At 70.1% G+C, this 15,965-nt stretch carries 14 protein-coding genes; 8 read left to right on the top strand and 6 right to left on the bottom strand.

The genetic code is table 11. From position 1 onward, the window contains the following. Positions 1 to 56 precede the first annotated feature (56 nt). Positions 57 to 521 (top strand): hypothetical protein, encoded by a 465-nt coding sequence (locus ELY19_RS07655; protein WP_126195692.1) that lies wholly within the window; start codon positions 57 to 59, stop codon positions 519 to 521. Between the two features lie 66 nt (positions 522 to 587). On the opposite strand, the gene ELY19_RS07650 is transcribed toward ELY19_RS07655, so the two are convergent. Beyond that, the gene (locus tag ELY19_RS07650) at positions 588 to 749 is read right to left on the bottom strand and encodes a gallidermin family lantibiotic (protein ID WP_126195691.1); all 162 of its coding nucleotides are present in this window, start codon (positions 747 to 749) and stop codon (positions 588 to 590) included. Between the two features lie 398 nt (positions 750 to 1,147). Here ELY19_RS07650 and ELY19_RS07645 point away from each other — a divergent pair, with 398 nt between their 5' ends. The 5 genes from ELY19_RS07645 to ELY19_RS07625 all read left to right on the top strand — a co-directional run bounded on the left by ELY19_RS07645 (position 1,148) and on the right by ELY19_RS07625 (position 7,153). Next, positions 1,148 to 2,320, top strand: a complete 1,173-nt coding sequence (locus tag ELY19_RS07645) for a lanthionine synthetase LanC family protein (RefSeq protein WP_126195690.1) — start codon at positions 1,148 to 1,150, stop codon at positions 2,318 to 2,320. Positions 2,321 to 2,397: 77 nt separating this feature from the next. Continuing rightward, the gene (locus tag ELY19_RS07640) at positions 2,398 to 4,467 is read left to right on the top strand and encodes a PhoX family protein (RefSeq protein WP_126195689.1); all 2,070 of its coding nucleotides are present in this window, start codon (positions 2,398 to 2,400) and stop codon (positions 4,465 to 4,467) included. Positions 4,468 to 4,550: 83 nt separating this feature from the next. Then, complete coding sequence (locus ELY19_RS07635) at positions 4,551 to 5,036, top strand: MarR family winged helix-turn-helix transcriptional regulator (RefSeq protein WP_126195688.1); 486 nt, start codon at positions 4,551 to 4,553, stop codon at positions 5,034 to 5,036. A 72-nt stretch (positions 5,037 to 5,108) separates the two neighbouring features. Continuing rightward, positions 5,109 to 6,380 carry an MFS transporter gene (locus ELY19_RS07630; protein ID WP_126195687.1) on the top strand — a complete coding sequence of 424 codons (1,272 nt, stop codon included), beginning with the start codon at positions 5,109 to 5,111 and terminating at the stop codon, positions 6,378 to 6,380. 89 nt (positions 6,381 to 6,469) lie between these two features. Beyond that, entirely contained in the window at positions 6,470 to 7,153 is a 684-nt protein-coding gene (locus ELY19_RS07625) for an SDR family oxidoreductase (protein ID WP_126195686.1), read from the top strand. On the opposite strand, the gene ELY19_RS07620 is transcribed toward ELY19_RS07625, so the two are convergent. Continuing rightward, positions 7,154 to 7,600: a hypothetical protein gene (locus ELY19_RS07620; RefSeq protein WP_126195685.1), complete on the bottom strand. Its 447-nt coding sequence runs from the start codon at positions 7,598 to 7,600 to the stop codon at positions 7,154 to 7,156. Between the two features lie 150 nt (positions 7,601 to 7,750). Between ELY19_RS07620 and ELY19_RS07615 the strand changes: the two genes are divergently transcribed. Further along, entirely contained in the window at positions 7,751 to 8,389 is a 639-nt protein-coding gene (locus tag ELY19_RS07615) for an O-methyltransferase (protein WP_126195684.1), read from the top strand. Here the strand turns inward: ELY19_RS07615 and ELY19_RS07610 are convergent, their stop codons facing one another. After that, entirely contained in the window at positions 8,390 to 9,571 is a 1,182-nt protein-coding gene (locus ELY19_RS07610) for a winged helix DNA-binding domain-containing protein (protein ID WP_126195683.1), read from the bottom strand. It lies immediately after the preceding gene. A 123-nt stretch (positions 9,572 to 9,694) separates the two neighbouring features. Between ELY19_RS07610 and ELY19_RS07605 the strand changes: the two genes are divergently transcribed. Further along, positions 9,695 to 11,335, top strand: a complete 1,641-nt coding sequence (locus ELY19_RS07605; RefSeq protein WP_227966660.1) for an HNH endonuclease signature motif containing protein — start codon at positions 9,695 to 9,697, stop codon at positions 11,333 to 11,335. Positions 11,336 to 11,386: 51 nt separating this feature from the next. On the opposite strand, the gene ELY19_RS07600 is transcribed toward ELY19_RS07605, so the two are convergent. The 3 genes from ELY19_RS07600 to leuS form a co-directional block, all read right to left on the bottom strand. After that, positions 11,387 to 12,025 carry a maleylpyruvate isomerase family mycothiol-dependent enzyme gene (locus ELY19_RS07600; RefSeq protein ID WP_164711707.1) on the bottom strand — a complete coding sequence of 213 codons (639 nt, stop codon included), beginning with the start codon at positions 12,023 to 12,025 and terminating at the stop codon, positions 11,387 to 11,389. A 7-nt stretch (positions 12,026 to 12,032) separates the two neighbouring features. Continuing rightward, positions 12,033 to 12,941 carry a hypothetical protein gene (locus ELY19_RS07595; RefSeq protein ID WP_126195681.1) on the bottom strand — a complete coding sequence of 303 codons (909 nt, stop codon included), beginning with the start codon at positions 12,939 to 12,941 and terminating at the stop codon, positions 12,033 to 12,035. A gap of 162 nt (positions 12,942 to 13,103) precedes the next feature. Then, the gene (gene leuS, locus ELY19_RS07590) at positions 13,104 to 15,956 is read right to left on the bottom strand and encodes a leucine--tRNA ligase (RefSeq protein WP_126195680.1); all 2,853 of its coding nucleotides are present in this window, start codon (positions 15,954 to 15,956) and stop codon (positions 13,104 to 13,106) included. Positions 15,957 to 15,965 lie beyond the last annotated feature (9 nt).

Below are 15,965 nucleotides of genomic sequence, written 5' to 3'. Positions count from 1 at the left end.
GCACCGTTGACTACGAGACGAAGGCCGGATCCCCCGGCCGAAGACAGGAGGAAGTCATGAAGCCGAACGTGGTGGGGTGGGTCGCCGCCTGGGTCGCCGCCCTGGGATCACTGATCACTCCGACGCTGTGGCTGGTCGACAAGCTCACGCGCACCATTCCCCCGGGCGAGCTCGCCGACGCGAGGCGCAATGTCGGGCCCGAGCTGACGGCCGAGACACTGCGGTCGAATCAGGTCACTGTGTCCGTCGCGATCCTCGCGGGCTACATCGTCCTCGCCGGCGCGTTCCTGGTGGCGGGCTACTTCGCGGCGCGGGGAGGCGCGATCAGCGCCGTTGTGATGGTGATCTGCTGCGCCATCGGAGTCGTGATGTGGTCGGGGTCGGCGATCGACGGGACCGCGGGATGGGCGCTGCGCGGAGTCATCACCGTTGCCGGCATCCTGGCGACGGTCCTCCTGATCGCCGATGGGCGCCGTCGTCGTACCGAGTTCTACGAGCGCCGGGCGATGGCCGCTGCGTAGTGGGCGCCCCGGACAGCCGAGAAGCGGGGCGGGGAGTCATCCCCGCCCCGCTTCCGGGCATCCGCACTACTTGGTGATGGTGCAGCCGTTCGTCGGGTCGCAGTTCTGGGTGAAGCAGCCCAGCGCGCCGGTGGGGCAGCCGGGGGTGCAGAGGGACTTGCTGGTGATCTGCGGCTGGACCGAGCCAGCGGTGCGGACGGCGCGGGCGTCGAGATCGAAGTCAGACATGGATAACTCCCTTTCGTGACAGCTTCTGCGGATCTAGCGAATGCTCAGGTCGCGGGTCTACAACCTTCGCCGCCTCCGACTGTGGCAGCTGGCGATCATGTGCCGATCACACGCGGATCCCAACCTCTTCCGACCAAGTCACGCTCGTGCTCCTACGCGCCTGGCGTGAGTTAACTTCGTTGTGCCGCAGGTGTGCTGCGGCAATCGAGCGAAAGGACCCGTGATGGCAGAACTGACTGTGAACGATCGCTTTTTCGACCTCGATGTCCGCGAGACGATCCGGATGCCGTTCCACGAACCCCGCCTGGTGCAGCACGGGCGGACCATCCCCACCTTCTTCACGGAGTGCGGCCCCGCCGGCGGATGCATGACACGGGGCACCTGCCCCTAATTCCCCGGTGTCACAAGCGTTTCAGATCGCCCATCGCTCGGCACGCTCCCACCTCGACCGGGTAGGCCGTCTGTATGTGGACGGGGGGTGGGATGATCGACTGATCTCCACACCGTGGAGTTTGAATTCCGGTCATCCCGCCCTGCTCGTCATCGGGGCATCCGCCGCCGGATGGGACCGAAACACCGCCCTCTGGCGGGCTGTGATCCGTAAAGCATCGGCCGCCATCGTCGAGACCGCCGATCTCGGATCAGCCTCTGGGATCGGCGCTCTCGACGGGGCGGGGGCGGCGTTGTACGCGATCGAGTTCGCCACAACGACGACGAACACCGACCTGGTTCCCGGTGCCAGATCCACCCTCGCGCACATGATCGGCCGCGGAATCGACGTGGGGGTCGATGCCTGGCGGAATGCGGCCTCGTTCGCGGATCTTCCCGGGAGTTCGTGGGATTACACGACCGGCTTGATCGGTGCAGTCACGTGTGCGCGCACCCGGACCTCGTCACGGGCTGTCGCTTCCATCCAGGAACCCGCCGACCGCGCCGTCGCGGCGCTTGTCGATTCGATTCTCGCCGAGGATGATCCGGCACATGCACTCGTTGATACTTGTCGACGGCGTCGAGACACAGGGTTGGGCCTCGTGCACGGCGTCGCTGGACTGTTGAACCTCCTGGGACAAGAGGCTGATTCATCGGGGCTTCGCCGGGATGCGCTCGCCGCCCTGTCCCTCGCTACACAGCTGCGACGAGCCCTGGACGACGGGAACGAGAACGTCGGCTACTACGCCGGTGCGCAGGCCTGGTGTCGAGGAGACCTTGGCGTGCGGATCGCGTTGCAGAACTCCCGGCTGCTCCGGAGCCGGTTCGATGGCCTCCTGCGAACACTTTCGCCTGACCAGTCGCCACCGGAGACTCCATCACTAAACTCACTCTCGGTATGCCATGGCATGACGGGGGTGCTCGCCGTGGAATCGGCATTCGCAGCCAGGCGACAGATCAGGCAGCCCATCTCGCCCGAGTGGTGGGGACGACACGCGGACTCGTACGAGCTCCTGACCGGTCTGTCGGGCGCCGCACTCACTCTGCTTCGCGGTCCCGGCCGCGCACCCAACCCATTGGAATTCATGCGTTGCTCATACGACGTCGATCGATCCACCGTTCACCCGCGCTTTCCCTGCTGATCACGTTGCACTCCTACATTGGCGAGGATTCAGCCTCAGCCAGCACCATCAGCCCAGCTCAGCCCCAGGGAGACCTCATGCGCCTGCCCAACCTGCGCCTGCTCACCGATCACGACGGTAAGTCGGCCCGCTCGCACACGACCTGCAAGTACAAGTGCGGTAACCAGTGCTTCCGCGAGCACGACAACCAGTCGGACAACGAGTACTTCGGCGACATCACGCGGCGCACCGTGCTCCGCGGCGCCGGCGTGGCGGCGCTGGGCGCGGGCGCGGTCACCGTCCTCGCGGCCTGCGGCGACAACGGTTCCAGCGGCGCCGGGGCCTCGTCGAGCGCGGCGGCCGGGAACGGCCCGCCGGCGGAGAACGTGAACGCCCCCGGCCTCAACTTCACCGCCATCACCCCGAACAAGGCGGACGCCGTGACCGTGCCCGAGGGCTACGAGCAGGCCGTCGTGATCCGCTGGGGCGATCCGGTACTGCCGGGCGCGCCGCAGTTCGACTTCGACAACCAGACCCCCGAGGCGCAGGCGCAGCAGTTCGGCTTCAACAACGACTTCACGGATCTCATCCCCGTGGACGGGAAGCCGGACACCTTCCTCATGGTGTGCAACCAGGAGTACACGACCGGCACCGCGATGTTCAAGGGCTACAAGGAGGGTGATCCGACCGAGAACCAGGTGCGGGTCGAGATGGCCGCCCACGGCATCACCGTGGTCGAGGTCAAGGGCGAGCCGGGCTCGGGCAAGCTGACTCCCGTTCTGGGCGAGTACAACCGGCGCATCACCGCGTCGACGGAGTTCGAGCTGCGCGGGCCCGCCGCCGGCACCTTCTTCACGAAGACCACCGCGGACCCCACCGGCACCCGCGTCCTGGGGACCATCGCGAACTGCTCGGGCGGCATCACGCCGTGGGGCACCATGATCTCCGGCGAGGAGAACTACACCAATTACTTCTCGGGCGCCGAGACGCCGCCGCTGGACGGCCTCAAGGAGGGCTGGAAGCGCTACGGCGTCGGCAAGGACGAGGACGCCCACCACTGGATGAAGTTCGAGGACCGGTTCGATCTGTCCAAGGAGCCCAACGAGATCAACCGGTTCGGCTACCTCGTCGAGGTCAATCCGCACGACCCGAAGTCGACGCCGATCAAGCACTCGGCGCTGGGTCGCATGAAGCGCGAGGGCGGCAACATCTACGTCACGCCCGCGGGCGACGTGGTCACCTACTGCGGCGACGACTCGAAGTTCGAGTACATCTACAAGTTCGTCAGCTCGCGGAAGATCCAGCCCGGCAAGGGCGCCGCCGCGATGGAGTCGAACATGCGGATCCTCGACGAGGGCACGCTGTACGTCGCGAAGTTCGACGGCCAGAAGGTCGAGAACGGGAAGGTCCCCGAGGGCGGCTACAAGGGCACCGGGACCTGGATCCCCCTGCTCACCACGAAGGCCGACGGCAGCGCCGAGTCGCACGTCGAGGGCATGCCGGCCGAGAACGTCGCCCTGTGGACCCGCGTCGCGGGTGACAAGGTGGGCGCCACCAAGATGGACCGCCCCGAGGACATCGAGCCGAACCCGAGGACCGGCAAGATCTACTGCGCGCTGACCAACAACAGCGACCGCGGCGTCAAGGAGGGCCAGCCGGGCATCGACACGCCCAACCCGCGCGTGAAGAACAAGAGCGGCCAGCTGCTCGAGATCACCGACAACCACACGGGCACCGAATTCTCCTGGGACCTGCTGCTGGTGTGCGGCGATCCGGCCGCCGCCGATACCTACTACGGCGGCTTCGACAAGACCAAGGTCTCGCGGATCAGCTGCCCCGACAACGTCACCTTCGATTCGCACGGCAATCTGTGGATCTCCACGGACGGCACCAACAGCACCTTCGACAGCAACGACGGCCTGTTCGGCGTCGTCCTGGAGGGCAAGGACCGCGGCCTGACCAAGCAGTTCCTCACGGTGCCCTTCGGCGCCGAGACCTGCGGCCCCGTCGTGCGCGACAACCGCGTGCTCGTCGCCGTGCAGCACCCGGGCGAGACCGACGACGCCACCGCCGACAAGCCCACCTCGCACTGGCCCGACGGCGGCTCCAGCCAGCCCCGCCCCTCGGTGGTCGCGGTGTGGAAGAAGTCGGGGAACATCGGGTCGTAACCCCCCGTTCCTCCGGTCCGACGGTGCCGGGCTCGCCCGTGGGCGCGCCCGGCACCGTCGTTCCTACCCTTAGTATCGAGGCCATGACCCCCGCGTCCGAAGCATCCGACGCCCCGTCGGCCCCGGCACCCGACGCCGCGATCGACGACCTGGCCGCGCGCCTGCGCTCGCCCCTGCTGCAGCTGCACTTCCTGGTGCGGCGCAACACGCCGGGACCCGATCTCACGCCCGCGCAGCAGGCCGCGCTGCAGAGCCTGTTGCACCTGGGCCCCGTTCGCATGGGTGAGCTCGCCCGCTACCTGCGGATCCGCCTGCCCTCCGCGACCAGCGCGGTCGACGGGCTGGAACGGCTCGGGCTCGCCGAGCGCAGCCCCGATCCCGACGACGGCCGCGCCGTCGTCGTGCAGCTGTCCGAGCACGGCCGCCAACTGACCTCCGAGCTGGTGGCGGCGCGGAACGCGCTGCTGGCTCGTCACCTCGGCGAACTGACCGAGGAGGACCGCGTCAATCTCGACCGCGCGATTCCCGCGCTGCACAAGCTCATGGACCGGTACCGGGACGAGCTCTGAGGAATCAGTCACACGGGCTTGCCTTTCGCACGACGAAATAGTTAGGATTTCGTAGTATTGAAAGGAGCTGCGATGACGACCACCGCCGACCGAGCCACGAACGCTCACGCCCACCCCAGCCTGCGCGAGACCCTCTCCCATCAGCCCAAGGCGGTGTGGGTCACCGCGTTCGCCGCCGTGATCGCGTTCATGGGGATCGGCCTCGTCGACCCCATCCTGGTCTCGATCGCGGAGTCACTGCACGCGACGCCCAGCCAGACCACGCTGCTGTTCTCGTCGTACCTGGGCGTGCAGGTCATCGCGATGCTCTTCATCGGCTGGTTCACCTCGATGTTCGGTGCCAAGCGCACCGTCATCGCCGGTCTGCTGCTCATCGTCATCGCGGCCGCCGCCTGCGCCCTCGCGAACTCGATCGGCCTACTGGTCGCCTGGCGCGCGGTGTGGGGCCTCGGCAACGCGCTGTTCATCGCGACCGCGCTCGCCGTGATCGTCGCGGCCGCCACCGGCGGCCAGCAGGGCGCCATCCTGCTCTACGAGGCCGCGCTGGGCCTCGGCCTGGCCGTCGGCCCGCTGCTGGGTGCCGTCCTCGGCGGCGTCTCGTGGCGCGGCCCGTTCGCCGGCACCGCGATCCTCATGCTCATCGGCGCGATCCTGTGCGCCACCATGCTGCGCTCCGACGCCGCCGAGGCGAAGGAGAAGCGGCAGCGCGAGGGCACCGTCTCCCCGCTCGCTCCCCTGCGCGCCCTGCGCCAGCGCGGCCTGTTCCTCACCGGCCTGGGTTCCGCCTTCTACACCGCGGCCTTCTTCACCATCCTCGCGTGGTCGCCGTTCGTATTGCATCGCAGCGCGTACTTCGTGGGTGCCGTCTTCGTCGGCTGGGGTCTGCTGGTCGCGGTGAGCGGCGTGTGGCTGGCACCGAAGGTCGCCGCCGCGGTCGGCGAGCGGGCGGGCTGCATCGCCGCCGTCATCGTGTACGGCGCCCTCCTGGTGGTCGCCGCGATCGGCCACGAGAACGTCGCCGTGGTGGTGGCGGTCGTGGTGCTCTCCGGCATCCCGTCGGGCGTGCTGAACACCCTGTTCACCGGCACCGCGATGTCGATCGCCGACGCGCCGCGCCCCGTCGCCAGCGCCGGCTACAACTTCCTCCGCTGGGCCGGCGGCGCGCTGGCCGCGACCCTCGTCGCGCACTTCGCCACGTGGTTCGGCAGCCCCGCCGCCCCGTTCTACATCGGCGCGATCGCGTGCGTCGTCGCCGCGCTCATCCTGACGCAGGTGCGCGGCCGGGGCGCCGACGCCCACGAGGTGCCGGCCGAGGCCGCCCTCGTCGGCGACGCGGAGTTCTGAGCCTCTTCGATGTGCGAAAGCCCCGGCGGATCCCCAGGATTCGACCGGGGCTTCGCGCGTCGCCGCCCGTCCTTCGGTACCGTGGGCCCATGACCGTCGACGCCCGTCCCCTCGCCCTCGTCACCGGCGCCTCGCGCGGGCTCGGCGCTCACATCGCGCGGGGCCTCGCCGGCTCGCACCGCCTCCTGCTGGGCGGGCGCCCCTCCCCCGCACTCGACGCCCTGGTCTCCGAGTTCGACGGTGCCGCAGCCTTTCCGGCCGATGTCACCGATCACCCAGCGGTCCGGGAGCTGGCCGCGCCGATCGACCGGCTCGACGTGCTCGTGCACAACGCCGGCGTCGGCCGGATCGGCTCCATCGAGGACACGCCGGCGGCGGACTGGCGGGAGATGTTCGAGGTCAATCTCCTCGCCGTCGTCGAGCTGACCCGGGCGCTGCTGCCCGCGCTGCGCGCCGCGGGCGGCCACGTGGTGCTGCTCAACTCGGGCGCCGGCAAGCGCGCGAACCCCGGATGGTCGGCGTACGCGGCGAGCAAGTTCGGGCTCACCGCGTTCGCCGAGGCGCTGCGCGCCGAGGAGCCCGCGCTCCGCGTGACCAGCGTCTTCCCCGGGCGGATCGACACCGAGATGCAGCAGGGGATCTTCGCCGCCGAGGGGCGCGAGTACGCCACCGAGGGTCTGCTGCGCCCGGAGACGGTGGCGCGGGCCGTGGTCCAGGCGATCACGACCCCGGGGGACGCGCATCCCACCGAGATCGTGCTGCGGCCGCGCTGATCAGCGGACCAGGTACCGCCCCGTGCACACCCGGGTCCAGTTGTCGTGCCACGGGACCGGACCGGGACCGTCGGCGACGTGCACCAGCACGCGGAACTCGACGTCCCCGGGCCCCGTGGCCGCCCGGAAGAAGGCCGCGTTGACGCCCTCGCCCGCGACGTGCCCCGTCGCACCCGTCCGCAGATTCCGCCAGTCCAGGGTGCCGGTCGCCCGGAAGGTGATCCCGGCCCAGAGCGGGCCGAAGTCCGCCCTGCCCGTGACGCCGACGCGGCCCGGGCCGTCGGGCGTGATCGTGGAGATGAGCCCGGGAACCCCGCAGAGGTTGTCGGGCGTCGGCCCCGGACCGGGGGCGGCCCCGGCGACGCCGGCCCCGGTCGCCACGACTCCCGCGGCGAGGGCGGTCACCGCGGCACCTCGCGCGAGCGCCCTGACGGTGGTGTGGTGCATGAGAACTCCTCGGGTGTGTGATCGGATCGGTCCCCCACCCGTGGCTTCAGTGCGACCGCGCTGCCGTATCGCTGACGGTAGAACCGCACGCCCGCGAACGCAACGATCCGGGGTTGTCGATGCCGGGACGATCGGCATAGGGTCGAACGCGTGAGCAGCGAGTTGTGGGCCGGCGTCGACGACTACCTCGAGCGGACGGTGGCCGTCGATGCGGCCGAGTTCGAACCGATCCGCGCGGCCCAGGCCGAGGGCGGCCTGCCGGACATCGCCGTCTCCGCCACCCAGGGCAAGTTCCTCTACCTGCTGGCGTCGATCTCGGGCGCCCGGCGGATCCTGGAGATCGGCACCCTGGGTGGCTACAGCACCGCGTGGCTCGCGCGCGCGGCCGGCCCCGAGGGCTCCGTCGTGACGCTGGAGTTCTCGCCCGAGCACGCCGCGGTCGCCCGCGCCAGCCTGGACGCCGCCGGCCTCGGCGAGCGCGTCGAGATCAAGGTCGGGGCCGCACTCGACAGCCTGCCCTTCCTCGACGGCCCCTTCGGCCTCGTCTTCATCGACGCCGACAAGGCCAACAACCGCGCGTACCTGGATTGGGCGCTGCGTCTGAGTGCCCCGGGCACCGTCATCGTCCTGGACAACGTGGTGCGCCGCCTGCACGACGAGGGCCCCGACGCCGACGGCATCCGCGGCGCCCTGGAGCGCCTCGGCTCCGACCCGCGGCTGGACGCCACCGCGCTGCAGACCGTCGGCATCAAGGGCTGGGACGGCCTGGCGATCGCGGTCGTCCGCTGATCAGGTCCCGTACGCGGGCAACGTGATCGGCGACTTGTAGAGCGAGTTCACGCGCTCCCCCGCCAGCCACTTCTGCAGCCGTGCGGCCTCGGCGTCGAGGGCCTGCCGCGCCGCCCGGGGCGTCCCCTTCGGCAGCACCGGGACGACGGTGCCGTCCTCGTCCTGCGTGTACGCCCCGATGATGCGACCGTCCCACCAGGCCGTGGTCCCGGCGTTACCGGCGGCGTCGTAGATCGCCGACGCGAAGGCGGGGTCGAGGTAGAACGCGCGCTCCTTCCACCCCATCGGCGTGGGGTCGAGCGCGGGCAGGAGTGCCGCCCACGGCTCCACGGGCGCGACGGGATCCACGTCGTCCGGGAGCACCCAGCCGGTGCCGCCCCGCTCCAGTCGCACTTGGACGGCGGCGATCTCGGCGAGGGCCGCGCGGATGGCCGTTTTGGTGGCGCCGAACCACCAGACCACGTCGGTCTCCGTGACCGGCCCGAAGGCGCGCAGGTACTCGCGCACCAGTACCGCGTACGCCTCTCCCGGACCGGTGCGCTCGGCGGGCGCGCCGAGCCACTCGTCGGCGCGGGCCCACAGGTTGCGGTTCACCCGCCAGTGACTCTCGTTGTGGGCGCGCACCAGATCACCCCTCGCGCCGAGCCAGGTGAGAACCCTGGGCGCCAGGTGCATCTCACCGCCGTACTTCTTGCCCTCGGCCATCATCACCTTGCCGTCGAGCTCGGGGAGCCGCTCACGGAGCCGGACGGCACTGAGCTCGCAGCCGCGGAGCGCGTCGAGGACCGCCGATCGCGCCTGCGCGAGCCATGCCTCGCCGTCGTCGGCGACGCCGCCGCGGACGGCGTCCTTGGCGATCTTCGCATGCTCCTGGGCGGCAACACGTTCCGACGGTCCGCTCAACGCCGCACCGTGCAGTGCACGCGGGAAGACGAACATGGTGCGGCGCATGGCGAGCTGCTTGACGAGCGACCGCTGCTCCCACAGCTCGCGCTCGTACTCGTCGCGGGCGAAGGAGTGCATCCGTGCGTGCACCGACAGGTACGGGGTCGCCGGTTCCGTGGCGTGCAGCACGCCGACGGCTCGCACGGCGTCGAGCACGGAATCGGTGCGGTGCTCCGGCGCGAGGGCGTGGCGGCGCGCCATGCGGGCGCGACGTTCCGCATCGTCGATCAGGCGCATCCGGCGCTCCCCTCATCCGAGGACTCCAGGCTAAGGCATCGTCACCCCATCGGAAACATGTTCGAGACCGTTGCCATCTCTCGTACACGAGCGTAGGATTGCAGTAACGAAGGGAGGCGGCTCGTGATCGATTCCGGCACCGCGGCTGACTATCTCGATGCGCTCGCCTCCTTCGAACAGGCCGCCGACCGCTTGGCGTCGATGAACCCCGTCATGCTCTCCTCGCAAGAGGTCCTCGACGGCCTCCGGCGCCTCGAGCGCGCCGCGCGCACCGTCCCCAGCAGCCAGCACTGGCTCACCGAGGTGGCCATCGAGCAGGACCTGCCCGCCCAGCTCGGCTACACCGGCGCCAAGGAGCTCCTGATCGATCAGCTCCACCTCGCCGGGGTGGAGGCGCGCGATCGGATCCGTGGTGCCCGCTCCCGCGCGCCGCGGCAGGAGCGCGGGTACTCCCCCGACCCGCGCCTACCGCTCGTCACCGCCGCCCAGCGCGCGGGCACGCTGTCCGAGCGGCACGCCCTGGCGATCGAGAAGGCCTTCGACGCCTGCTCCCCCAAGCTCTCCCATCCCGACCTGCACGATCTGGAGGACATGCTGGTCGCCGCCGCGGAGGGCGGATGCACCCCGGAGGACATCGCGACGCTCGGCCGGCGCGCGTACGAGCTCCTCGATCCCGACGGTGCCGAACCCTCCGCCGAGAGCATCGCCCGCAAGCGCGACCTGACGGTCGGGAAACAATGCGACGACCTCATGTCCGCGCTCGGCGGGGTGCTCTCGCCGGAGGCCCGCGCGCTGCTCGACACGGTGCTGGAGAAGCTCGCCCGGCCCGGTGTGAACAACCCGGAGGACGCGAACGATCCCGTCGATGTGGATGACGCCGATGCCGTTGCGGCGGCGGCGAAGCGGGACAAACGCACGGCGGCGCAGCGCAACCACGACGCCTTGGTCTCGGCCCTGCGCGCAGCGATCGCCTCTGGCCTGCTCGGGCAGCATCGAGGTCTTCCCTGTGTTCCGATCATCACGCTCGGCATCGATCAGCTCGAGTCCGAGACCGGCATCGCGACCACCGCCACGGGCGGGCGACTCCCCGTCGAGGATGCGCTGCGCATGATGGGCGCCAACCCCAAGTACGTGCTCCTGCTGGATCTCGCGTCGCGCCCGCTGTTCCTGGGCCGGGAGAAGCGCCTCGCGTCCGCGGACCAGCGGATCGCGCTGTACGGCTCCGAGAAGGGCTGCAGCGCACCGCGCTGCGACGCCCCGGCCACGCGCTGCCAGGTGCATCACGTGACCGAGTGGCGGGACGGCGGCGCCACCGACGTCACCGTGCTGACCCTCGCCTGCGACGCGCACCACGGCAAGGTCGTCCCCAGCGGTGACGACGTGCGACGCGGCTTCGAGACGATCGTGCTGCCCGAGGGCGACGAGTACCCCGGCCGCACCGGGTGGCGCCGCACCGGGGACCCCGCCGGTGCGTACCGCGTGAACCACACGCACCATGCGCAGGAGCTGTACCGGCTGGCGCAGGAGCACCACCGGCAGCGGCACCAGCAGTACGCCGACGCCTGGCGCGCCCAGGACGAGCGCGCCCTCTACCGGGACTTCGTGGGCACCATCCACGACGACATCGCCGCGATGCTGGACGGGCCGCACGGTCCACCGCTGCTGGAGTCCTTACTCTCCGAACACGATGCCGACAACCATTGGCGCGAGGATCCGCCGTGGCCCGCGCACGAGGCGCTGGATCGGCTGCGCGCCGCAGCGTGACGCGGCGGACCATCCGTGCTCGGTCGCTCCTCGGGAGCCGACGACTACCGGCTATGGAGTCAGCCCGCCGAGATTGCGTGCCAGGCGCCCCCGGCCGGGGCCGGTCAGTTCGTCGAGCACGACGGTGCGCCCGCCCATCGCGAGCAGCAGGGCCTCCGCGGTGCCGCGGACCTCGGGGCCGCGGCCGAAGGACCAGTCGAGGTCGTCGGCGACGAGCCGCACTCCCCTGCCCCGGACGGCACCGCGCACCGGCGGCGCCCACAGCGCGAAGTTCAGCGCCGGCCGGATCCGCTCCGCGGGAATGGTGCGCAGCAGGCGCAGGGGCCGGCGGATGTCCTGCTGGTGGATCATGCCGTCCAGCAGCGAGATGCGGCAGCCGAAACCCGCGGTGAGCCCGGCGGGGCGAATGTGCTCGCGCAGGGCCTCGACCACGTCCGACGTGGTCATCCCCGACAGCTCTGCCAGTCGCGCATCGTTCGAGTCACTCCCCGGGCTCGCCCGGCCGGTCACCATGCGCTGCACCGTCTCCCGGCCCGTCAGCAGGTCGTAGCCGATGTGGTGCAGCACCACCTCCCGGACACTCCACCCGTCACACAGGCTGGGTGCACTCCACTGCTCCGCGGTGAACCCCTCCACCAGCTCCAGCAGGCTGCGCCGCTCCTCGGTCGCCAGGTCGGCCACGGATCCGATCACGGTTTCACTCCTCCTCGGCGTGCCACAGGTCGTCGTCCCGATCCTTGACGAAGATTCGGCCGCGCGGTTCCACTTCGACGACATCCGTGAGCCAGTAGGTGTCGCCCGGCGCCCAGCCCGCGATCACCGAGTGCACCCCCGGCTCCACCTCGATCGCCGTACCGCTGGCCGCGAGGTACGCACCCACCTGCAGATGCACCGCGTCGTACTCGCGCGAGACGGCTTCCCAGTCCGGCATCACCCACCGGGTGTCGGCGAGCCCGGTGGTGCGATACCAGTCGTGATGCCTCGAGGCGGTCACCTCCAGCGGGTGCTCACGGCAGAGGTCGGCCCACACTGCGGCCGAGTCGATCTCGAGGACCCGCCCCGACCCCATCACCCGATGAACGCTCGCGCGAGTCTCACCGAAGCCGTCCTCCACGAGATACAGGCCCGTGGGCACGCCGACCTGCTCAGAACACGTCTGTATCAGCTGGTATGGCGGACAGGACCACCAGATCGCACTGTAGTTCGCACGCGGATCACTCGGGCGCTCCACTACCGCGCGTTGTTCTTCGGATCTCGTGTTCTCGGCCCACGTCAGCAGGACCGACCGCGCCGGGGGCTGACCTCTATCGCGCCAACCTTCCATGCGTACCTGGAACTGTTCCGGCGCGATCGTGTCCGTCCACCACCCCGCGGCCGGCGAGACGGCGACGAGCTGTGCGAGACGGTCGATCTCCGGCGCGATCTCCGGCCGCGACGCGAGCACCTCTGTCCCTTCGGGCTCCTGCCAGTACCTCGCCATGTTCACCGCGTTCTCCAGCGCAAGGTGCACGAAGTGTTCGTCGACGGCCTCCACCGCCGCCAGGGCCGACCGCAACACGTCCACCGCGGCATCGACATGCAGCGGCGAGGCGTCGCCGTCGCCCACGTGGAGCCGCACCGTCGGCGCCGGATCGAACACGAACCGCAGATCGAACTCCGCGCGGATCACGTCCTGGTCGGTGAAGCTCACCGCGTCCAGGCACACCCGCCGCCCCCGAGGCCCGGTCATGAGCTGCTCAGCGAGGGAACTCATGACCGGACTGCCCTGCTACGGAACGATGTTGACGAGCTTGCCGGAGACGACGATGACCTTCCGCGGCGCACCGTCGAGCAGCTCGGCGATCTTCGGATCCGCCAGCGCGGCGGCTTCGAGGGCCTCGTCGGAGGCGTCGGCGCCCACGGTGATCCGCGACCGGACCTTGCCCTTCACCTGCACCGGGATCTCGACGGTGTCCTGCACCAGCCACTGCCCCTCGGCGACGGGGAACGGCCCGTGCGCGAGCGACTCGGTGTGGCCCAGCCTGTTCCACAGCTCCTCGGCGATGTGCGGCGCGACGGGCGCCAGCATCAGCACCAGCGGCTCGGCGAGCACGCGCGGCGCACCGCCGGGGTAGGCCTTGGTGAGGTGATTGGTCAGCTCGATCAGCTTGGCGATGGCGGTGTTGTCCCGCATCTCCGCGTAGTCCTCGCGGACGCCGGCGATCGTCTTGTGCAACACCCGCATCGACTCGTCGGACGGGGTCTCGTCGGTGACCCGCACGGCGCCGGTCTCCTCGTCGATCACGGCACGCCAGGCGCGTTGCAGGAAGCGCTGCGCACCGACGACGTCCTTCGTCGCCCACGCGCGGTCCTGATCCAATGGGCCCATGGACATCTCGTAGACGCGCAGGGTATCGGCGCCGTAGTCACGGGCGATGTCGTCGGGAGCCACGGAGTTCTTCAGCGACTTGCCCATCTTGCCGTACTCGCGGTTCACCTCCTGCTCGCCGAGGAAGAACCTCCCATCGCGCTCCACCACGTCCTCGGCGGGCACGTAGACGCCGCGGGAGTCGGTGTACGCGTAGGCCTGGATCATGCCCTGGTTGAACAGCTTCCGGTAGGGCTCGCGCGAGGTCACGTAGCCCAGGTCGAAGAGCACCTTGTGCCAGAAGCGCGCGTACAGCAGGTGCAGTACGGCGTGCTCGACGCCGCCCACGTACAGGTCCACGCCGCCGGGATCACCCGCGCCGTTGACCTCGGGCCGCGGGCCCATCCAGTACGCCTCGTTCTCCTTGGCGCAGAACGCCTCCGCATTGGTCGGGTCCACGTACCGCAGCTGGTACCAGGAGCTACCGGCCCACTGCGGCATGACGTTCGCGTCCCGCGTGTAGTCCTTGAGGCCGTCGCCCAGGTCCAGCTCGACGTGCAGCCAGTCGGTGGCCTTCGCCAGCGGGGGAGAGGGCTGCGAATCCGAGTCCTCCGGGTCGAAGGCGACGGGCGCGTAATCCTTGACCTCCGGGAGCAGCACGGCCAGCTCAGATTCCGGCAGGGCGTGCGGCGCACCGTCGGCGTCGAAGACGATGGGGAAGGGCTCGCCCCAGTAGCGCTGGCGCGCGAACAGCCAGTCGCGCAGCTTGTACTGCACCGTCCCCCGGCCCGCGCCCGTCTTCTCCAGGTAGGCGATGACGGCGGCCTTCGCCTCGGCCACCCCGAGGCCGTTGATGTCGAGCTCGGCGTTCGCGGAGTTCACCGCGGGGCCCTCACCGATGTAGGCCTCGTCGGCGACGCCGGCGTCGCTGCCGACCACCTCGACGATCGGCAGGCCGAACTTCGTGGCGAACTCGTGATCGCGGACGTCATGGCCGGGGACGGCCATGATGGCACCGGTGCCGTAGCCCATGAGGACGTAATCGCCGATGAACACGGGGATCTCGGTGCCACTCAGCGGATTCACCGCGACCGTCCCGAGGAAGACACCCGTCTTCTCCTTGCCCTCCTGGCGCTCCAGGTCGGACTTCGCGGCGATCGACGCCCGGTAGGCGGCGACCGCCTCGGCGGGCGTGGCCGCACCGCCGGTCCAGCGGTCGTCCGTGCCCGACGGCCAGGCGTCGGCCGTCAGTTCATCGACCAGCGGGTGCTCGGGGGAGAGCACCATGTACGTGGCGCCGAAGAGGGTGTCCGGGCGGGTGGTGAACACCTCGATCCGCTCGCCGGCGGCGGTGAAGGCCACCCGCGCGCCGCGACTGCGGCCGATCCAGTTGCGCTGCATCGACTTGACCTTCTCCGGCCAGTCGAGCACGTCCAGGTCGTCGATCAGGCGGTCCGAGTAGGCGGTGATCCGCATCATCCACTGCCGCAGCTGCTTGCGGTAGACGGGGAAGTTGCCGCGCTCGCTGCGGCCGTCGGCGGTGACCTCCTCGTTGGCGAGCACGGTGCCCAGGCCCGGGCACCAGTTCACCAACGAGTTGCTCTCGTAGACCAGTCGGTGCTCGTCGAGCACGGCGCCGCGCTCCGCGGCCGTCAGGTCCGCCCACTGCCGGCCGTCGTCCAGGGCGCGGGCGCCGGAGGCGAACTCGGCCTCCAGTTCCGCGATGGGCCGCGCGCGGTCCTGGGCGCTGTCGTACCAGGCGTTGTAGATCTGCAGGAAGATCCACTGCGTCCAGTGGTAGAACTCCGGGTCGGTGGTCGAGACGCGGCGTCGCTCGTCGTGGGCCAGACCCAGCGAACCGATCTGCTGCAGGTACCGCTCGATGTTCTTCTCGGTGGTGACCCGCGGGTGCGTACCGGTCTGCACGGCGTACTGCTCGGCGGGGAGCCCGAAGGCGTCGAAGCCCATCGTGTGCAGGACGTTGGCACCGTTCATCCGGTGGTACCGGCCGAAGACGTCCGTCGCGATGAAGCCGAGCGGATGACCGACGTGCAGGCCCGCACCCGACGGGTAGGGGAACATGTCCAGGATGAACAGCTTCTCCGCAGGCAGCTCACCCGCGGCCGCCGCGAGCGGCCCGACGGGGTTCGGGGCGTTGAAGACGCCGCCGGCGCGCCACTGATCGCGCCACCGCTGCTCGATGGCACCCGCGAGCTCGGCCGTGTACCGGTGGGCGGGGCCGGTCGAGGTGGACTGTTCAACGTTCTGCGTCACCCCACCAGC

It is taken from the genome of Tsukamurella paurometabola (assembly GCF_900631615.1).
In the GTDB taxonomy this organism is placed as follows: Bacteria; Actinomycetota; Actinomycetes; order Mycobacteriales; family Mycobacteriaceae; genus Tsukamurella; species Tsukamurella paurometabola_A.
This window is presented reverse-complemented; position numbering and strand designations above follow the sequence as displayed.

Bases quoted from the DNA above. Each gene is read 5' to 3' on its own strand.
- ELY19_RS07630 (WP_126195687.1), top strand. From the start codon at position 5,109: ATGACGACCACCGCCGACCGAGCCACGAACGCTCACGCCCACCCCAGC.
- ELY19_RS07625 (WP_126195686.1), top strand. From the start codon at position 6,470: ATGACCGTCGACGCCCGTCCCCTCGCCCTCGTCACCGGCGCCTCGCGC.
- ELY19_RS07650 (WP_126195691.1), bottom strand. From the start codon at position 749: ATGTCTGACTTCGATCTCGACGCCCGCGCCGTCCGCACCGCTGGCTCG.
- ELY19_RS07655 (WP_126195692.1), top strand. From the start codon at position 57: ATGAAGCCGAACGTGGTGGGGTGGGTCGCCGCCTGGGTCGCCGCCCTG.
- ELY19_RS07640 (WP_126195689.1), top strand. From the start codon at position 2,398: ATGCGCCTGCCCAACCTGCGCCTGCTCACCGATCACGACGGTAAGTCG.
- ELY19_RS07620 (WP_126195685.1), bottom strand. From the start codon at position 7,600: ATGCACCACACCACCGTCAGGGCGCTCGCGCGAGGTGCCGCGGTGACC.
- ELY19_RS07610 (WP_126195683.1), bottom strand. From the start codon at position 9,571: ATGCGCCTGATCGACGATGCGGAACGTCGCGCCCGCATGGCGCGCCGC.
- ELY19_RS07635 (WP_126195688.1), top strand. From the start codon at position 4,551: ATGACCCCCGCGTCCGAAGCATCCGACGCCCCGTCGGCCCCGGCACCC.